This window comes from Paraburkholderia sp. SOS3, from assembly GCF_001922345.1.
GTDB lineage: Bacteria > Pseudomonadota > Gammaproteobacteria > Burkholderiales > Burkholderiaceae > Paraburkholderia.
Window position 1 is genome coordinate 1141898 of sequence record NZ_CP018811.1, and the last position, 17580, is coordinate 1159477.

Annotated in this window: 14 protein-coding genes and 2 pseudogenes; 10 read left to right on the forward strand and 6 right to left on the reverse strand. The window is 59.1% G+C overall.

Annotated features, from left to right (window positions below; genetic code table 11):
* The first annotated feature begins 148 nt into the window (after positions 1 to 148).
* Positions 149 to 1372 carry a Bcr/CflA family multidrug efflux MFS transporter gene (locus BTO02_RS05220; protein WP_075156133.1) on the forward strand — a complete coding sequence of 408 codons (1224 nt, stop codon included), beginning with the start codon at positions 149 to 151 and terminating at the stop codon, positions 1370 to 1372.
* Between the two features lie 81 nt (positions 1373 to 1453).
* Here the strand turns inward: BTO02_RS05220 and BTO02_RS05225 are convergent, their stop codons facing one another.
* From BTO02_RS05225 to zwf, 4 genes and pseudogenes are all read right to left on the reverse strand, one after another.
* The gene (locus tag BTO02_RS05225) at positions 1454 to 2293 is read right to left on the reverse strand and encodes an alpha/beta fold hydrolase (protein ID WP_232243454.1); all 840 of its coding nucleotides are present in this window, start codon (positions 2291 to 2293) and stop codon (positions 1454 to 1456) included.
* A 251-nt stretch (positions 2294 to 2544) separates the two neighbouring features.
* On the reverse strand, positions 2545 to 4461 hold the full coding sequence (locus BTO02_RS05230) for a bifunctional transcriptional regulator/glucokinase (RefSeq protein WP_075156135.1): 1917 nt from the start codon (positions 4459 to 4461) through the stop codon (positions 2545 to 2547).
* Positions 4439 to 5147 (reverse strand): annotated as a pseudogene (gene pgl, locus BTO02_RS05235) (6-phosphogluconolactonase). Before pgl ends, BTO02_RS05230 begins: the two are co-directional and overlap by 23 nt.
* A gap of 74 nt (positions 5148 to 5221) precedes the next feature.
* Positions 5222 to 6682 (reverse strand): glucose-6-phosphate dehydrogenase, encoded by a 1461-nt coding sequence (gene zwf / locus BTO02_RS05240; protein ID WP_075156137.1) that lies wholly within the window; start codon positions 6680 to 6682, stop codon positions 5222 to 5224.
* Between the two features lie 550 nt (positions 6683 to 7232).
* Here zwf and BTO02_RS05245 point away from each other — a divergent pair.
* The 5 genes from BTO02_RS05245 to BTO02_RS05265 all read left to right on the forward strand — a co-directional run bounded on the left by BTO02_RS05245 (position 7233) and on the right by BTO02_RS05265 (position 12052).
* The gene (locus BTO02_RS05245) at positions 7233 to 8480 is read left to right on the forward strand and encodes an ABC transporter substrate-binding protein (RefSeq protein ID WP_075156138.1); all 1248 of its coding nucleotides are present in this window, start codon (positions 7233 to 7235) and stop codon (positions 8478 to 8480) included.
* A 198-nt stretch (positions 8481 to 8678) separates the two neighbouring features.
* Positions 8679 to 9620, forward strand: a complete 942-nt coding sequence (locus BTO02_RS05250) for a carbohydrate ABC transporter permease (RefSeq protein WP_075156139.1) — start codon at positions 8679 to 8681, stop codon at positions 9618 to 9620.
* Positions 9610 to 10467, forward strand: coding sequence for a carbohydrate ABC transporter permease (locus tag BTO02_RS05255; protein ID WP_075156140.1), 858 nt, complete (start codon positions 9610 to 9612; stop codon positions 10465 to 10467). The genes BTO02_RS05250 and BTO02_RS05255 overlap by 11 nt, the downstream gene beginning before the upstream one ends.
* A 33-nt stretch (positions 10468 to 10500) precedes the next feature.
* Positions 10501 to 11616, forward strand: coding sequence for an ABC transporter ATP-binding protein (locus BTO02_RS05260; protein ID WP_075156141.1), 1116 nt, complete (start codon positions 10501 to 10503; stop codon positions 11614 to 11616).
* An 85-nt stretch (positions 11617 to 11701) separates the two neighbouring features.
* Entirely contained in the window at positions 11702 to 12052 is a 351-nt protein-coding gene (locus BTO02_RS05265) for a hypothetical protein (RefSeq protein WP_075156142.1), read from the forward strand.
* 15 nt (positions 12053 to 12067) lie between these two features.
* Here the strand turns inward: BTO02_RS05265 and BTO02_RS05270 are convergent.
* Positions 12068 to 12502 (reverse strand): annotated as a pseudogene (locus BTO02_RS05270) (trimeric intracellular cation channel family protein); the annotation flags it as partial.
* 233 nt (positions 12503 to 12735) lie between these two features.
* On the opposite strand from BTO02_RS05270, the gene BTO02_RS05275 reads away from it, so the two are divergent.
* Positions 12736 to 14418 carry an AIPR family protein gene (locus BTO02_RS05275; protein ID WP_075158613.1) on the forward strand — a complete coding sequence of 561 codons (1683 nt, stop codon included), beginning with the start codon at positions 12736 to 12738 and terminating at the stop codon, positions 14416 to 14418.
* A gap of 243 nt (positions 14419 to 14661) precedes the next feature.
* Here BTO02_RS05275 and BTO02_RS05280 read toward each other — a convergent pair whose 3' ends face one another.
* Positions 14662 to 14904, reverse strand: coding sequence for a SymE family type I addiction module toxin (locus BTO02_RS05280; RefSeq protein ID WP_083614989.1), 243 nt, complete (start codon positions 14902 to 14904; stop codon positions 14662 to 14664).
* Between the two features lie 435 nt (positions 14905 to 15339).
* Here BTO02_RS05280 and BTO02_RS05285 point away from each other — a divergent pair, with 435 nt between their 5' ends.
* From BTO02_RS05285 to BTO02_RS05300, 3 genes are all read left to right on the forward strand, one after another.
* Complete coding sequence (locus tag BTO02_RS05285) at positions 15340 to 16002, forward strand: PAAR domain-containing protein (RefSeq protein ID WP_075158614.1); 663 nt, start codon at positions 15340 to 15342, stop codon at positions 16000 to 16002.
* 466 nt (positions 16003 to 16468) lie between these two features.
* A complete protein-coding gene (locus BTO02_RS05295; protein WP_232243455.1) occupies positions 16469 to 16981 on the forward strand; it encodes a DUF3304 domain-containing protein in 513 nt (170 codons plus the stop codon).
* Between the two features lie 43 nt (positions 16982 to 17024).
* Positions 17025 to 17552 carry a DUF3304 domain-containing protein gene (locus tag BTO02_RS05300; RefSeq protein WP_075156146.1) on the forward strand — a complete coding sequence of 176 codons (528 nt, stop codon included), beginning with the start codon at positions 17025 to 17027 and terminating at the stop codon, positions 17550 to 17552.
* The last annotated feature ends 28 nt before the right edge of the window (positions 17553 to 17580 follow it).

Below are 17580 nucleotides of genomic sequence, written 5' to 3' on the forward strand. Positions count from 1 at the left end.
AAATAGCTTTCGACTTCGCGTCGGCTACAATTACGAATCCGCTACATCGTCACTCGCCATTCGTTGCATCCGCATCCAGTTAATACCGGTTTGGCGGACTTGCGGCGAGCCGCCCCCACGCGTCATTTAGCGCTTCACTTGTCATTCAATGTCCCACGCCACCAAAGGCCGGCCTGATTTGCGGCTGATTCTGCTGCTCGGCGCGCTTGCCGCATGCGGTCCGATTTCAATCGACATGTATTTGCCGAGCCTGCCGTCGCTCACGCAGGCGTTCGCCATCAGCGCGAGCGCCGCGCAAACGACGCTGACGAGCTTCATGCTCGGCTTCTCGATCGGCATGCTGCTCTATGGGCCGCTTTCCGATTCGCTCGGAAGGCGGCCGGTACTGCTGGGCGGCATCATCATGTACGTGCTGTCGACCATTGCGTGCGCACTGTCGTTCTCGATCGGCTCGCTCGTCGTGTTCCGCTTCGTGCAGGCGTTGGGCGCGGGCGCCGCGTCGGTGCTCGCGCGTGCCATTGCGCGCGATGCGCACGAGCCCGGCGAAGCGGCGCGCGTGATGTCGATGATGGCGATCGTGACATCGGTCGGACCATTGCTTGCGCCGCTGATCGGCGGGCAATTGCTGTTGCTCGGCGGCTGGCGCGTCGTGTTTGTCGTATTGACGCTGTTCGGCGCGTTCTGCGCGGTGACCGCGTTCCTGCGCGTGCCGGAAACGTGGCCGCGCGAGAAGCGCGCGAATTCGGCGCTGCTGAAGTCCTTCGCGGCCTACGGGAAGCTGCTGAAAGACCCGGTCGCGTGGGGCCATCTGCTATGCGGCGGCATGGCGTTCGCGTCGATGTTCGCCTATATCACCGCTACGCCGTTCGTCTATATCGAGTACTTCCATGTGTCCGCGCAGCATTACGGCTTTCTGTTCGGCCTCAATATCGTCGGCATCATGGGCGGCAATTTTCTCAATACGCGGATGGTCGGGCGGCATGGACCCGTGCGCATCATCATCGTCGCCGCCGCCGTCAGCTGCTTTGCGTCGCTGTTTGTCGCACTCGTGTGTCTGACAGGGTGGGGCGGTTTGTGGTCGATCGTGTTCGGATTGTTTTTCGTCGTCGGCATGGTGGGGCTGCTGTCGGCGAACTGTGTGACCGATCTCATGCATCGCTATCCGACCAGTGCGGGCGCGGCGGCGGCGTTGTTCGGCGCGGTGCAGTTCGGGCTCGGCGCGCTCGCGAGTCTTGCAGTCGGCTTGTGGCGCGATGGGTCGCCGCAAGGGATGGGCGTGACGATTGCCGTGTGCGGGCTGCTTTGTTATCTCGGGCGCGTGCTGATCGTGCGCTGGCATGCGCGGCCGGTCGCGGCGGCGCCGGCGCGCTAAGGTGCATGAGAGGTGCATTGACGCGCGCGGCCTGGCGGCGTGACTTTCCGCTTCTGCAAAACACACAGCCGCCCAACGCGGTCAGCTATCCGCTTCCGACAAGTACGCGATCACGCGCCGATTCACATCGTCGGCCGCTTCGAACTGAGCCCAGTGTCCCGCATTCGCAACCAGGGCGAACCGATGGCGAACACCTTGCGCATGCAACTGATCGGAAAACGCCTGCGGCTCGGCCGCGGTGACATCGTGCGTGCCCCACAACAGCAGCGGATCGACATCGGCTGTTTTTAGCAGCGGCGCAAGCGAGCTTGCCAGCGACACGTCCTTGCTGCGAAAGCGCGTCTTCAGGCATGCGTCTTCATAAACGGTCAGCGCGAGCGAATCGGCGTTGGCGGGATCGTGCAGCATGAACGATTTGAGGTTCGCATCGAACATCGCGCGGCGTTCGTCTTCGGCGTGTACTTTTTTCCAGTTCAGCAACTCGCGCTGCGGCCGCCGCTTGCCGCCATGACCCGCGCTGCCGACCAGCGCGAGTTTGCCCACCGGCCTGCGGCACGCGAGCGTCGACGCGACCACGCCGCCGAACGAAAACCCTGCGAGATCGATTTCAGTCGACGCGCCGATAAGACCATCGAGCGATGCGAGCGTCGCCGCGAGAAACGTTTCGAAATCGGCGCCTGGCGGCAACGCATCCGAATCGCCGTAACCGGGCAGATCCGGCACCCATACCTCACGCATTGCGCAGAGCGCTTCGACGTTGCGAACCCAATGCGTCCAACTGCCGTGTCCGCCGTGCATGAGCACGAGCGGCTTGCCGCTGCCGAATACACGCCACACGATGCGCGCGCCGGATGCGATGCGGTAACGATGATGTGTTGCGCGCGCATCGATGCGCGCAAGCGCCGCGCGACCTTCGGTCAAAGCCGACGCGGGCACAGAAATGAGGTCCGCCATGCTGCAGAAGAGAGTGCGTTATCGATGCCTCAATCGTCTCATACGTTGGGCATCGATGCTGCGAGGTGCGCTAAGGGGTCAACCGGACTGGATCTCGAAGGCGCCGTGCTCTTCGCCCGCAGCACGATCGATAGCCGCAAGAAAAAAGGCCGATCTGCGAGAGGTCGGCCTTTTAACCCGGCGGCAAAATGCGCTTGCCGCCGTCTGAACACTTGGCTTTAGTCTTTAGGCGTAGCCGCCGCCCCGTGGCTCAACCAGTCCAGCACCGCGCTCGTCTCTTCATCCGCCCCTTGCCGCGCCTTCGTAACTGCGTCGGTCACTTCCGCTGCGGGCACCGCACGACGAATCGCCACGCCCACCGCGAGAATATCGATCATCAGCAGATGCAGAACGCGCGAGATCATCGAAAGCTGCGATTCGCGAATTTCGATGTGATCGGTTTCGAGCGCAACGGTCGCGCGTTTCGCGAGCGGCGTATTGCTCGAAGTAATCGCGATCACCTTCGCACCGGCCTGCATCGCCACGTCGAGCACACGCAGCAACTCGGGCGCACGCCCCGACTTCGACACCGCGACAATCACATCGCCCTTGCCAAGCAATGCAGCCGAAGCGGCCTGCATATAGAGGTCGCCATACGCAATGGTCGGAATGCCGAAGCGGAAGAACTTGTAGTGCGCATCCTGCGCGACGATATTCGAATTGCCGAGCCCATAGAATTCGATACGCCGCGCGTTGTTCAGCACATCGATGGCCGCTTCGACATGCTCGAAGTTCAGATGCTCGCGCAACTGCAAAATCGCGGACACCGTGTTGTCGAGCACCTTCGCGCCGAAGTCGGTAGCCGTGTCGCCGAGATGCACCTGGCTATGGCTCACCGGAATCGTGCCCGTCAAACCGGTGGCGAGCTTCAGCTTGAAATCGGACAAGCCCTGGCAGCCCAGCGAGCGGCAGAAGCGAATCACGGTCGGCTGACTCACATCGGCCTTGCGCGCAATATCGACAATCGGATCGTTGATGATCGAGCGCGGATGATTCAACGCGAGATCGGCCACGCGGCGTTCCGCCGGCGTCAGCGCGTCGCGCATCTGGCGAATGCGCTCGAACACGGCCGAAGAACTGCCGCCCGTGCGATTCGACAGCTGTTCCGCGAGAATCGCCGAGACGCCGAGAAACGCCGGATATTCAGCGGTAATCACGAAGGTCGGCACGTTCTTCAGATAGTCTTCGAAGCGGCCTTTCGCTTCGAAGCGCTGACGGAACGACGACTTTGCAAAGAAGTCGCCCAGGCGCGGCACGACGCCGCCGCCGATATAAATACCGCCGAGCGCGCCGAGCGTCACCGCGATATTGCCGGCGAACGTGCCGAGAATGCCGCAGAACACATCGAGCGTTTCAGCCGCCAGCGGATCGCCTTCAAGCCCGCGCTTCGAGATTTCGGCCACGTCGAGCGTCGACGGCACGCGCTTCTTGTCGCGCGCCGCCAGTGCGCGATAAATGATCTCGATACCAGGCCCTGCCGCTACGCGTTCGAACGACACATGCGACCACTTCTTGCGCGCATATTGCAGCACGAGGTCTTCGCGTTCATCGGACGGCGCAAACGACGCATGGCCGCCTTCGCTGCCCAGCGCGATCCAGCGGTCGTCGGCCGGAATCAAACCCGACACGCCCATCCCCGTACCCGGCCCAAGCAGGCCGATCACGCTATGCGGCCGGCGCGTGCCGCCGCCCACCTGCACGCGCTGCGTATCGGTGAGCCCCGGCAAGGCCATCGCAAGCGCCGTGAAGTCGTTGACGACGAGCAGCGTATCGAAGCCCAACGCGCGACGCGTCGCTTCGATCGAAAAGTGCCAATCATGATTCGTCATCCGAACCTGGTCCCCGTCGACCGGATTCGCGATGGCGACCGCCGCGTGATTCACGCGGCCGATCTTCGTATCTTTCAGGTACTTCTTGATGACGTCCGCGATGCCCGGATAGTCGGCACACGGATAAACGTGCACCTGGGTGATTTCCCCCGGCCGGGTTTCGAGCGCGAATCGCGCATTGGTCCCGCCGACATCGGCGAGAAGCCTCGGTCCATCGGCGTGCTGGCCCGCTTGCGGGGCAGCTTTAGTTGGCACACCAGTAGACATCGAGTCTTACCCCCTTGTCGTTTGCGAGCTGAGAAATGGCTTTTTTTTGCAGGGTAGCGGACGCTTCGTTCAGCACGTCCATCTTCTTCGGACCGGCAATCAGCAAAAACAGATGATCGACCTTCTTCAACGCCGACATCGACCAGCTCACGCGCGCATGCGGCGCGCTGCCCGGATGCACGGCAACGAAATGGTCGGTGGTGGTGATCGCGAAATCCCATTCGGGCGCGTCCGCGAAAATCGACGCGGTGTGCCCGTCTTCGCCCATGCCGAGCACCGCGACATTCGGCACGCGCCGTTTCGGATCGCCGTTCAATTTGGCGACCTGCGCTTCGAGCGTCGTCGACGTATCGACGAGCGGCAGATAGCTCGCGCTCGCCGCTGCATTCTGCAGCAACGTTTCGTGCACGAGACGCGAGTTGCTTGCGCTGTCGGTATCGGGCACCCAGCGGTCGTCGACGAGCGTCACGTCGACGCGCGACCAGTCGAACGGCTCGTGCGACAGCGTTTGCAGGAATGGACGCGGACTCGTGCCGCCCGACACGGCAAAGGTCACGCGGCCGGCGCTCACGCCGGGCGTGGCGGTCTGGGCGGCAAGCGACGCCTGCAATGCGTTGCTCACGGCCTTGGCCAAAGCGGCCGATTGTGCCGCCTGGTCGTCGAAAGCATGTAGCTGGATCATGGATTTCTCCTCCGTGCTGCTTTCTTGTTTAGTCTAGGAACAGCGGGAAATATGACATCGGAAATGGCGAACAGTCGATTAATTCTCTTCCTCGAGCCAGCAGGTGTTGTGTTGCGCGAGCATCGCGCTTGCCGCCGCCGGGCCCCAGGTGCCCGACGCATAAGGCTTCGGCTTCGTGCCCGAGGCGGCCCATTCGTTGAGAATCGGCTCGACCCAGCGCCATGCGGCTTCCTGCTCGTCGCGACGCACAAACAGCGCAAGCCGGCCGTTGATCACGTCGAGCAATAGCCGCTGATACGCTTCCATCTGACCTTCGCGGAAGAACTGATCGAACGCGAGATCGAGGTGAACGCTCGACAGGTTCATCCCTTCGCCGGGCTTCTTCGCGAGGCAGTACAGGCGGATCGTTTCGTTCGGCTGCAAGCGGATCACCAGACGGTTGGCGCCGGCGCGCAAGGCGTTCGCGCCAAGCGCCGAATGCGGCACCGCGCGGAAGTTGACGACAATCTCCGCAATCCGGTCGGCCAGACGCTTGCCCGTGCGCAGGAAGAACGGCACGCCGGCCCAGCGCCAGTTTTCGATTTCCGCTTTGACCGCGACGAACGTTTCAGTCGTGCTGTCGGGCCGCACGCCCGATTCGTTCGTATAGGCCGGCACCGCCGCGCCGCGAATCACACCGGCGTGATATTGACCGCGCACGGCCACGCGGCTGATATCGCGCGGATCGATCGGCTTCAACGCGCGCAGCACGCGCAGCTTTTCGTCGCGGACCGAATCGGAATCCATCGAATGCGGCGGCTCCATCGCGACAATCGAAAGCAGCTGCAGCAAATGGTTCTGCACCATGTCGCGCAAGGCGCCCGTATTGTCGTAGAAATCGCCGCGCGCTTCCACGCCGAGTTCTTCGGCAATCGTGATCTGAATGCTCTCGACCCATTCGCGGCGCCATAGCGGCTCGAACAGCGCATTGCCGAAACGCAAGGCGAGCAGGTTCTGCACGGGCTCTTTACCCAGATAGTGGTCGATCCGGTAAATCTGCTCTTCGGCAAACATCTCGCCGACCGCGTCGTTGATCGCATTCGACGAACGCAGGTCGTAACCCAACGGCTTCTCGAGCACGATGCGCGAATTCTCGTTCAGCCCGACCGATGCAAGCGCGCGACAGATCGGCACGAAAAGCGAAGGGCCCGTTGCCAGATAGAACACGCGAATACCGGGCAGATTCGAAATCGCATCGCGCAGCAGGACGAAGTCTTCGGCTTTGCCGAGGTCGATGGCGACAAACTCGATACGATCGAGGAACGTGCGCCACGCGTCTTCCGTGAACTGCGCATTGGCCACATGGGCGCGCACGTGTTCATTGACCCATTGCAGGTACTGCTCGCGGCCGTCGATATGACGCGCCACCGCATAGATCTTGCCGCCCGGAGCCAGCATGCCTGCGCGATGCGCTTCGTACAGCGCGGGCAGGATCTTGCGCATCGATAGATCGCCGGTGCCGCCGAACAGCACGAAAGTGAAGCTGGAATCCGTTTGCATGTGTCTCCGCGATGCCTTTGGAAGGCGCTGAAAGCAGGCCGTAGTGCGATAAAATTTTTTTTGACACTGAATTGTAGTTTAACTACAATCCAAATCAAGAGGTAGCGTGAATTCGATGAAAAAAGCGTGCGGGGCCTGCGGGAATGCGCGTTTTCACCGAGTCGAGAAAGCTTCCCGGCATGTTATCGACAAATGCGTTTTGATGCGGTGTCCACGCTAGGCGTGTGCAGCATCAAGGGCTTTAACGAAGGGCGTGCGGGGGAGTGAACAGCGCCTCGAGTCTGCAACGCGCGACGCGGGCAGGCACAAAAGCAAAAGAGGAGACGTTCTTTGCATTCCGAGTCACTCATCTCTTGAGCATCCGCGGCCGGACTTCGGCTAGCAGGCGCACGCCAGGAAGCGAAGCGCTTGTCGATGCCTGTTCGTCACGCTGTGTTCCCGCAGTGATCACGCAGTGTTCGGGTTGTTTGCGTGTTTGATTCGACCATAACCGCTCCCTGTCCAGCAGGGGCTCAACGTGTTTAAGTCAGGTGTCTGGAGGAGATAAGCAATGAAATTCCGTGCGATCATGGGCGCCCTGTGCGCCGCAGGTCTGATGTGTGGCGTCGCTGCGGCACAAGCGGCCGAGCAGGTCGAGGTGTTGCACTGGTGGACGTCGGGCGGCGAATCGAAGGCCATCGGCGTGCTGAAGGATGATCTGCAGAAGCAGGGTTACGTCTGGAAGGACTTCGCCGTGGCCGGCGGCGCCGGCGCCGCGGCCATGACCGCACTGAAGACCCAGGTGATCGCGGGCAACGCGCCGAGCGCGGCCCAGATCAAGGGTCCGCTGATTCAGGACTGGGCATCGCAAGGCGTGCTCGTCAATATCGACTCCGTCGCCGGCGACTGGAAGAAAGAGCTCCCGCCCGAAATCGACAAGATCATGCATGCGGACGGTCACTATGTGGCCGCGCCGTTCTCGGTGCACCGCGTCAACTGGCTGTACATCAACAAGGCCGCGCTCGACAAGGCGGGCGGCAAGGTGCCGACCACGTGGCCTGAGTTCTTCGCGGTGGCCGACAAGATGAAGGCCGCGGGCATCCAGCCGATCGCAATGGGCGGCCAGCCGTGGCAAGACCTGACGCTGTGGGAAGACGTCGTGCTGTCGCAAGGCGCGGACTTCTACAAGAAGGCGCTCGTCGACCTCGACCAGAAGACGCTGACGTCGCCGCAAATGCTTCAGGTGTTCGACACGGTCCGCAAGATCCAGGGCTACTTCGACGCAGGCCGCACGGGTCGCGACTGGAACCTCGCCACGGCGATGGTGATCAACGGCAAGGCCGGCATGCAGTTCATGGGCGACTGGGCGAAGGGCGAGTTCGCGAACGCGAACAAGAAGTCGGGCACGGACTATATCTGCGCACCGGTGCCGGGTACGGACAAGGGCTACACGTTCAACGTCGACTCGTTCGTGTTCTTCCAGCAGAAGGGTCAATCGGCGGCCACGCCGGGTCAGCTCGCACTCGCGAAGACGATCATGAGCCCGGCCTTCCAGGAACAGTTCAGCCTGTACAAGGGCTCGATTCCGGTTCGCCTTGGCGTGTCGATGGCGAAGTTCGACGATTGCGCGAAGAAGTCGTACGCCGATGAACAGGCTGCGATCAAGGCAGGCGGCTATGTGCCGTCGCTCGCTCACGGCATGGCTCAGCCCGATGCAACGGCCGGTGCGATCAGCGACGTCGTGACGAAGTTCATGAACTCGCAGGAAGACTCGAAGAGCGCGGTCGAAGCGCTCGCGAAAGCAGCGAAGACCAAGTAATTCGCGCTGCACGCACTACAGTAGTGATATGCAGTAGCAGGATGCCCGGAGCGTGCTTGTGCTTGCCGCATAAGCGCGCTTCGGGCCAAGACGGTTCGACGACAGTCGCGCCCTCGGCCGCATCGATGGGCCGCACTTTTCCGGATTTTCCGACGAAAAGCGCGCCGGCCCTCGCGGCATAGTTCCAGGAGTCGAGTTGTGACTGCTTCTATTAGCGGAAACGCAAAGCGCACGGTTTCCGTGCCGAGCCGCACGTCGCCGATGGCGGCACTCGCCGACCGCTGGATTCCGAAGCTGGTGTTGTCGCCCAGCATCGTGATCAGTCTGGTCTTCGTCTATGGCTTCATTCTTATTACCGGTTATCTGTCGCTGTCGAATTCGCGACTGTTGCCGCGTTACGACTTCGCCGGTTTAGCGCGTTACCGCGAGCTGTTCGACAACGACGTTTTCTGGACGTCGGCAAAAAATCTCGGCTGGTTCGGCATTCCGTTCATTGCGATCTGCATTGGCCTGGGCCTGTTCCTTGCGATTCTGCTCGACCAGCGCATTCGCAACGAAGGCGCATTGCGCGCGGTGTTTCTGTATCCGATGGCGCTGTCGTTCATCGTGACCGGTACCGCGTGGCAGTGGATCTTGAATCCGGACCTCGGCTTTCAAAAGGTGCTCAACGACTGGGGCTGGACAAGCTTTACGTTCGGCTGGCTCGGCGATCCGGACAAAGCCATTTTCTGTATCGTGATCGCCGCCGTATGGCAATCCACGGGCTTTGTGATGGCGCTGTTCCTCGCCGGTTTGCGCGGCGTGGACAGCGAGATCTTCAAGGCCGCGCAGGTGGACGGCGCCACGCTGCCGACCATCTATCGCAAGATCGTGATTCCGAGCATGCGGCCCGTGTTTTTCTCGGTGCTGCTCATTCTGTGTCACATCACGATCAAGACCTTCGACCTCGTCGTCGCGATGACGGCGGGCGGGCCGGGCACGTCGTCGAATCTGCCGGCCATGTTCATGTACACGTTTTCGTTTAACCGCGGGCAGCTGGGAGTGGGAGCGGCATCGTCGATGATGATGCTGGCGACGGTGGTCGCCGTGCTGGTGCCGCTGATGTATCTGGAATCGCGAGGTACCCGCAATGCAGCCTAAGATGAACCTCAACCGCGCGGTGATTTACGCGGTGCTGATTCTGTTTGCGCTTTACTTCCTGTTTCCGCTGTACGTGATGCTCTCCACGTCGTTCAAGGACATCGATCAGCTGCGTCACGGCAATCTGCTGACGCCGCCGACGAACTGGACCTTTGCGCCGTGGATCAAGGCGTGGGCCCATGCGTGTACCGGCGTGCGATGCGACGGCATGGAGCCGTTCTTCATGAACTCGGTGCGCATGGTGATTCCGGCCGTGCTGATCTCGTCGATTATCGGCGCGTTCAACGGTTACGTGCTCACGCACTGGCGCTTCCGCGGCGCGGACGCGATTTTCACGATGCTGCTGGTCGGCTGCTTTATTCCGTTCCAGGCGATTCTGCTGCCGATGGCGCGCGTCGAAGGCTTCTTCGGTCTTTCGAATACGACGACGGGCCTCGTGGTGGTGCACGTGATCTACGGCATTGCGTTCACGACGATGTTCTTCCGCAACTTCTACGTGAGCATCCCGGCGGAGCTCGTGAAGGCGGCGCGCATCGACGGCGCGGGTTTCTTCATGATCTTCACGAAGATTCTGCTGCCGGTGTCGCTGCCGATTTTCATGGTGTGTCTGATCTGGCAATTCACGCAGATCTGGAATGACTTCCTGTTCGGTATTGTGTTTTCGGGCGTCGATTCGATGCCGATCACGGTGGCGCTGAACAACCTCGTCAATACGTCGACCGGCGTGAAGGAATACAACGTCGACATGGCAGGCGCGATTATCGCGGCGCTGCCGACGCTGCTGGTCTATGTGATCGCCGGCCGCTATTTCGTGCGCGGCCTGACGGCGGGCGCGGTGAAGGGTTAATCGAGCAGGTTAAGAGACTAGAGGATTCACAGCATGGCAAGCCTTTCCATCCGTGACGTGTACAAGACCTACCCGAACGGGGTGCCGGTCTTGAAGGGTGTCAATATCGACATCGAAGATGGTCAGTTCCTGATCCTGGTGGGCGGATCGGGTTGCGGGAAGTCGACGCTGCTCAATATGATTGCCGGGCTCGAGACCGTGACCAAGGGCGAGATTCAGATTGATGGCAAGACTGTCAATAATCTGTCGCCGAAGGATCGCGATATCGCGATGGTGTTCCAGTCGTATGCGCTGTACCCGTCGATGACGGTGCGCGACAACATTTCGTTCGGCCTCAATATCCGCAAGGTGCCGAAGGGCGAGCAGACGCAGATTGTGGATCGCGTATCGAACATGCTGCAAATCCAGCATTTGCTCGATCGCAAGCCGGGGCAACTGTCGGGCGGCCAGCGTCAGCGTGTGGCGATGGGCCGTGCGTTGGCGCGCGACCCGGTGATGTTCCTGTTCGACGAGCCGCTGTCGAACCTCGACGCGAAGCTGCGCATCGAGATGCGCTCGGAAATCAAGCTGCTGCATCAGCGCCTTGGCACGACGATCGTGTATGTGACGCACGATCAGATCGAGGCGATGACGCTTGGCGACCGCATTGCGGTGATGAAGGACGGCATTGTGCAGCAGTTCGGCGCGCCGCAGGACATTTATGACTCGCCGTCCAATCTGTTCGTGGCCGGCTTTATCGGTGCGCCGCCGATGAACTTCATTCAAGGCAAGGTGGTGGAGCAGGGTTCCGGCGTCGGCATGGAACTCGACACCGGTGTCAAGAAAACGGTGCTGAACCTGCCGTTCGACGGCAAGGTGAAGTCGCACATCGGCAAGGAAGTCATTCTGGGCTTGCGGCCTGAGCGGATTACCGATCCGCGCCATGCGCACGATGCGGAAGGCGGCAAGCTGCAGCAGGTCGAGGTGAGGGTGGACGTGATCGAGCCGACCGGGCCCGATACGCTGGTGTTCGCGCAGGTGAACGGCAAGCGCATTGTGAGCCGCGTGCACCCGGGCGCGAATCCGCAGCCGGACCAGAATATGTCGCTGCTGTTCGATGTGTCGAAGGCGGTGTTGTTCGATCCGGCGACGGAAGAACGGATTGCGTAAGGATTTTTGACGACGGACTATGCCAAGGCCCTAGGCGTGCGATGACGCTAGGGCCTTTTTTGATGAGCTTTTAGGAGACTGCATCATGACGTCCGATTCTTCTACTCCCAAAAAGCCGCTATCGCAGAAGCGCGTCGATCTGCTTGGCGCGCTGCTGCAGGAAGCGCTGGTCACGGGGCGGCGACATCAGCGCCAGTTCTCGCAACTCGCGGCGCTGGCGCGTGCGATTGAAAGTCCGGAGACGCCGGCGGTGGATCGGGTTCGGCTGCTTGCGCTGTTAGGGCAGGTGGCGGCCGATGGCGAGGCGCAGTCGCAGCTCGATCTGGATATGTTCGAGAATCTGCTGGGCGGGCGCGTGATGAAGCGGCAGGCGCAGCAGGAGGCACATCACGGTAAGGATGTGTTTGTGGTGGCGGCGAATGGTACTAGGCATTAGCCGCGTTGCAATGCGCTAATGCGGTAGGCGGATGTCGAATTTGAAGGTGACGAGCCGCGCGATCAGGATGAACATGGTCGCGATGAGCACGCTATAGACGTTGTCGAAGTTGATGTGATCGAGAAAGACATAAAGCAGGCAGCCGACGAACGCGCAGGTTGCGTAGGGGCGGGAGTCGCGCAGAATGAGCGGGACTTCGTTGCACAGCACGTCGCGGATCACGCCGCCGAAGACGCCGGTGGTGACGCCCATCATCGCTGCGGTGAAGCCGGGGAGTTGGGCGTCTAACGCGAGCGATGTGCCCGAGACGCTGAAGAGGCCGAGGCCGATGGCGTCGGCTACCAGCAAGACACGCTCCGAGAACAGGCCTGAGGCGGCCTTGAGCAACATCGGCGCGAAGAACGACACGACGAAAAGCGCTATTACATAGTCCTGATGCTGGACCCAGTAGCTGTTCTACTCGTCTCCGGAAACGTCACCACTGCTGAATACGACCGCTTTGCACGGCAAGCGGTCTCTTTCTTGTGCATTCGAAAATCTGTGACGAGTGGGCTTAAATGGCGCGTGAGTTGCGATGCTATCCATATCGCATAAAGTTGGTTGTCGCTCTCATTGGATTTGCCTCGTCGGATTACAATTGCACTGACAGAACCTTAGATCCAGTCCACAGCCGGGAAACAAACGTGAGTTCCAACGACAAGATTATTCTTGAGCAGATCATTGATCAGCAACACCAAGAGCGAGCTCCTTCCACTTCGAAATCAGAGTTCTTTGAAATATTTGTTGCGGAGCAGGTACTCAAAGATTTTGACCTTGGCTATGACGAGATCGAGTCAGGGATCGTAGATGGAAGTCAAGACGGCGGTATTGACTCAATGTATGTGATTGTGAATGGTGAGTTGGCACAGGAAGACTTTGACATATCTTCCCTGAAAAAGGGGGTTGTCATTGAAACTGTCCTAATTCAATCAAAGCTAACCGATGGATTCAGTGAGACCGCCGTTGAGAAACTTACTGCCTCAACGGAGGACTTGTTCAATCTAGCTAAGGACCTTGATGCGTTAAAGTCCGTCTTCAATGAAGGCGTGCGTGCGTCGGTCGGAAACTTCCGTCGCATATACTCAGGTCTGGCCTCCAAATTTCCTACGCTGCGTTTCCGGTACGTCTACGCTACGAAAGGTGCAGATGTTCATCCAAACGTGGTCCGCAAGACGGAAATATTGGGCGAAAAACTGGGGGGTCTCTTTTCTCATTCAGATTTTTCGTTCGACTTTCTCGGCGCGAGTAAACTTCTTTCATTGGCACGGCAGGAACCCCCATCGGCTTATAGTCTAAGCTTAGCCGAGAACCCAATTAGCTCAGCGGGAGACGTTGGTTATGTTTCTCTTGTTAAGCTTCGCGACTTCGACGCATTCATTCGGGACGAGATCGGTAGATTACGCCGAAACTTGTTCGAAGCCAACGTTCGCGACTACCAAGGATCGACGACGGTAAATGAAGAAATATCAGCGTCTTTAAGGACCACGGGTGGCGAAGATTTTTGGTGGCTTAATAATGGAGTCACTATCATCGCCGCCAAAGCCACGGTTAGCGCAAAAACACTTACTCTTGAAGATCCACAGATCGTCAACGGCCTGCAGACGTCAAATGAAATTTATCGCTATTTTAAGGAGGCAAACACGTTAAAGGATGAGCGCAATCTGTTAGTGCGCGTAATCGTGCCCACTAAGCCGGAGAGTCGAGATAGAGTAATCAAGGCGACCAATAGTCAGACCACTATACCCGCGGCTTCCCTTCGCGCCACAGACAAGATTCACCGAGACATTGAGGAGCATCTACGCCCATACGGTTTGTTCTATGATCGACGCAAAAATTTCTATAAGAATGAGGGAAGATCGGTCGATCAGATCGTGAGCATTTCGCTTATGGCGCAGGCGGTGATGTCGATTTTGCTTCAAAGACCTGATGACGCGCGTGCACGTCCGTCGTCCTTACTGAAAAAAGACGAGGACTATGCAAAGGTGTTTTCAACCGCGATGCCCATTGGCTTGTATCGAGTTGCTGCGGTGATTGTCAAGAGGGTCTTCAGCGCCCTACGAGCTCGTGCAGACCTCGACGCACAAGGCCGTAACAACCTACTGTTTTACGTTTCGATGCGTGTCGCAGCAGTAGCTGCGGGACTCGCCGAACCGGACCCCGCTGACGTCGCCTCTATCGACACGTCATCTATCGATGACGTTGACATTGCCAAAAGCGTTGACATCGTCAAATGCATGTTCGATGCGCTTGGAGGCGATGATCAAGTTGCAAAGGGTAGTCAGCTAGTCGCGAAGCTGAAAGAGGAGATCGCGCAGGCTACGTTGTAACGCCATCTGGGTGCGACGCCGTCGGGTTTTCTCGGTCCAGATGGGCGTCTTCCTCCTCGGTGGGAGTGCTTGTTGGACTAATGAAGGCGCTCTTAGGGCAGCGGATTTGCTCGGCGGAGAGCGGCGATTAACCATTCCAGTTCCGGTTAAACGCCTGTCCGGTGAATATTCCGGTTTCCAATGGAACTGGATAGACTGGCGCGGACCAGAGCCAACCACCCTCTGGTCCCCGAGTAGCTCAAATCAAGCCGGCGTAATCACCAACTTCCCCTTCTGCACTTCCACACGCACCTTGTCGGAAATCTCAAACCCGGCCTCTCTCAGCCATTGCCCCGACAGACGAATCCAGGGCGCAGGCGGATAATCCGCGGGAGTGTCCTTCCAAAACGGCCACCCCTTCGGCCGATAAAACGGCTGTCGTAGTCTCGACACGGTCAAGTAGCGAACCGAATTGCCGTCCTCTGTTTTATGATTGCGTTTAGCCATGGTCAACTCCTCATATGAGTTGGTTGTGGTTAGCGGGCCGTGAGGGCTGCAACCCTTGCGACCCGCGCTCTATCTCCTTCCTGCTCCCCCTTCTTCTCATTCCGTTTGCTGTGGAAAGAACGCGCTTCACGTTCTTTAGCGATCCATCATATTTTCGATGATCGGATGAATGAATGCAATGACTTGTACGGGCTAAAGATATTCCCAACAAGCGAAGTCTTAAAGCCTGCTTGGGGCAATGAAAACCTAGCAATCCCCCGCACAGTAAGCAGTTTTCCTCCGTGTCCAAAGAAATCCAAAAACAGCATTAGAAAAGCTAAGAATCGTCCAATAGACGTGGCGTCTTAGCTCGCGTAATTTGTCGTGCTTATCTCGTTCGAGATAAGCAAGCGCTAAGACCGTCAGCGCGATTCATCCACGCACTAAGAAATGGACATGTCAGAACAAGAACAGAAAGGGAAGACGTATTGCTATGCAACCGTCGGCGCGCTCACGGAGCGAGGCGGACGCGTCACGACCGGATCGATGGTCTCAATCGGTGGCCTCGGCATTGCGCGCGTCGGCGATGTGGTGACCTATGCCGGCGGAAGCGAAGCCGTCGTCACGGACGGTGCGGGCGCTGCGCGTGTCATCGGTAATCGGCCCGCGGCGCTGGTCGGGAGCAGTCTGAGCAACGGCGACCGGATCATCGAAACGCCTTGGCAAAGCCTTCGCATGACCTTGTTTGTTCCGGACGGGAAAGTGATTCCGGGCTTGTTCGATGCAGCGTGGGCGCCGCCGTCACGCGGACCTGATCACCGTTTTGTCGTTCGCGGATCGACGACCGCGCGCGGCGGCGTGCTCACGCACGCAACCAGCGATTGGGAGGTGCCGGGAACGGACCGCAAGGCTGCCCGTATCGGCGATTGCGTGGAGTATCCGGACGGAAGCCGCGCGCGCGTGGTCACCGGCGTCGGAATGCGTGGCAATCCGCAGCTCGCGTTTGCTGTGGTCGGAAGCCTGCTCGAAAACGGTGACGTGATCACCGACAGTCCGCATCGCACGCCGTGCCTTTCGACGGAATTCGTTCCTGTCGGTGAGCGCGGCGCGGCAGCCTGATCCTGCGCCAGGGTCGTGGCAGTTGGAAAAAATTTGAATGGATGCCGGACTTTTTGACTCAAGGGACGTGGTGAATGAAACCGATTGTTTGCTTGTTGTTTTTTCTGGGGATTGTGGGGCAGCTTTGCGGGTGTGCGGCTGTGCAACACATGGCTATGTAGATGCGCGGGTGTACGGAGTGGACTACTCCGAAGCCTATGTTACTGATTTTTCGATTCCGACTCCGACAGGCAAGCATACGGGAATGGGAGGGGACCAGGTTCAGGAGTTTTCGAGAGGCGGCCTTAGTGGACAAGAATGTTGTGCGCCGATTCCGGGACCGGGCCAAACCCTGCTTGTCGAATGGCGCGTGGGTCGTCACCACGAACCCGTGTGGGACTCGCCAGGACCACACGGCGGGCCATGTCCACGGCTTGATCAGCTGTTTTACGGGCGCCGCGTCATGCGTCAAATGGGAGACTAGTGAGTGAAACGAATTATTTGCTTGATGCTTTACGTGGCGATCGCGGCAATGCTCTGCGCGTGCGCGTCTGCGCGATCCGGTAACTACGTGACGGCATCTGTGTCTGCGGTGAATTACAGCGAAGACTATGTTCCAGATTTCTCGATTTTGACTGCGGCCGGCGAGCGTACGGGAATGGGAGGCATCCAGGTTCAGGAGTTCTCAAACGGGGGCCTCAGTGGACAGGAGTGTTGTGCGCCGGTTCCAGGGGCTGGTCAAACCATGATTGTCGAATGGCGCGTCGGCGGTCGCCATGAAGCGGAAACGAACTGGAAGACTTTTCGCAAAGCGATCGTTGTGAGGGGGGAGACATCAAGCGATCGGAAAGCGGTGAACCACTTGATCGTTCGCTTCTTTCCCGAGCATCAGGTAGAGGCTGAATTCATGTGGGAGTGGACGGGTCCGCACGGACAACCAAACCCGCGCCTTGATCAGTTGCTCTACGGGCGCCGCGTCATGCGTCAAATGGGAGACTAGTGAGTGAGACGAATTGTTTGTTTGCTGCTTTAGGAGCACATGAATGGGTATTTCATTCGCGCGAATTGCTTGCTTATCGCTTTTCATAGTCGTGATGTCTCTTACCTACGGATGCGCATCGGTACAGTCGCGCGGTTATGTTAGTGCACCGGCGTGGGCTGCGAACTACACCGAGGACTACATCCAGGAGTTTTGGGTTCTTACCGAATCAGGCCAGCGAACCGGACTAGAAGGTATCCAGGTTAGTGAATTCTCGAGGGGAGGAACCAGCGGTGGCCACATGGGCTACGCCTCGGTCCCCGGCGTAGGTCAGACAATCAAAGTGGTGTGGCGCGTTGGAGGGCATAACGATGCTGAGGCGACGTGGAAGACATTTAGTAAGGACGTCGTGGTGAAGGGAGAGACATCAAACAACCCTGAGACCGGGAATTTTCTGATCATCCGATTTTTCCCTCAACATGAGGTAGAGGCCGAATTTGTTTGGGAGTGGGCAAAGCCATATGCCAAATCAAGTCCACGGGTCGACCAATTGTTTTATGGACACCGTGTGATGCGACAGCTAGGGGAATGACGATGCAGGACTGGCTAACTGATAGTCC

Bases quoted from the DNA above. Each gene is read 5' to 3' on its own strand.
- BTO02_RS05255 (WP_075156140.1), top strand. From the start codon at position 9,610: ATGCAGCCTAAGATGAACCTCAACCGCGCGGTGATTTACGCGGTGCTG.
- BTO02_RS05300 (WP_075156146.1), top strand. From the start codon at position 17,025: ATGGGTATTTCATTCGCGCGAATTGCTTGCTTATCGCTTTTCATAGTC.
- BTO02_RS05220 (WP_075156133.1), top strand. From the start codon at position 149: ATGTCCCACGCCACCAAAGGCCGGCCTGATTTGCGGCTGATTCTGCTG.
- BTO02_RS05285 (WP_075158614.1), top strand. From the start codon at position 15,340: ATGTCAGAACAAGAACAGAAAGGGAAGACGTATTGCTATGCAACCGTC.
- BTO02_RS05280 (WP_083614989.1), bottom strand. From the start codon at position 14,904: ATGGCTAAACGCAATCATAAAACAGAGGACGGCAATTCGGTTCGCTAC.
- BTO02_RS05265 (WP_075156142.1), top strand. From the start codon at position 11,702: ATGACGTCCGATTCTTCTACTCCCAAAAAGCCGCTATCGCAGAAGCGC.
- BTO02_RS05230 (WP_075156135.1), bottom strand. From the start codon at position 4,461: ATGTCTACTGGTGTGCCAACTAAAGCTGCCCCGCAAGCGGGCCAGCAC.
- BTO02_RS05260 (WP_075156141.1), top strand. From the start codon at position 10,501: ATGGCAAGCCTTTCCATCCGTGACGTGTACAAGACCTACCCGAACGGG.
- BTO02_RS05245 (WP_075156138.1), top strand. From the start codon at position 7,233: ATGAAATTCCGTGCGATCATGGGCGCCCTGTGCGCCGCAGGTCTGATG.
- zwf (WP_075156137.1), bottom strand. From the start codon at position 6,682: ATGCAAACGGATTCCAGCTTCACTTTCGTGCTGTTCGGCGGCACCGGC.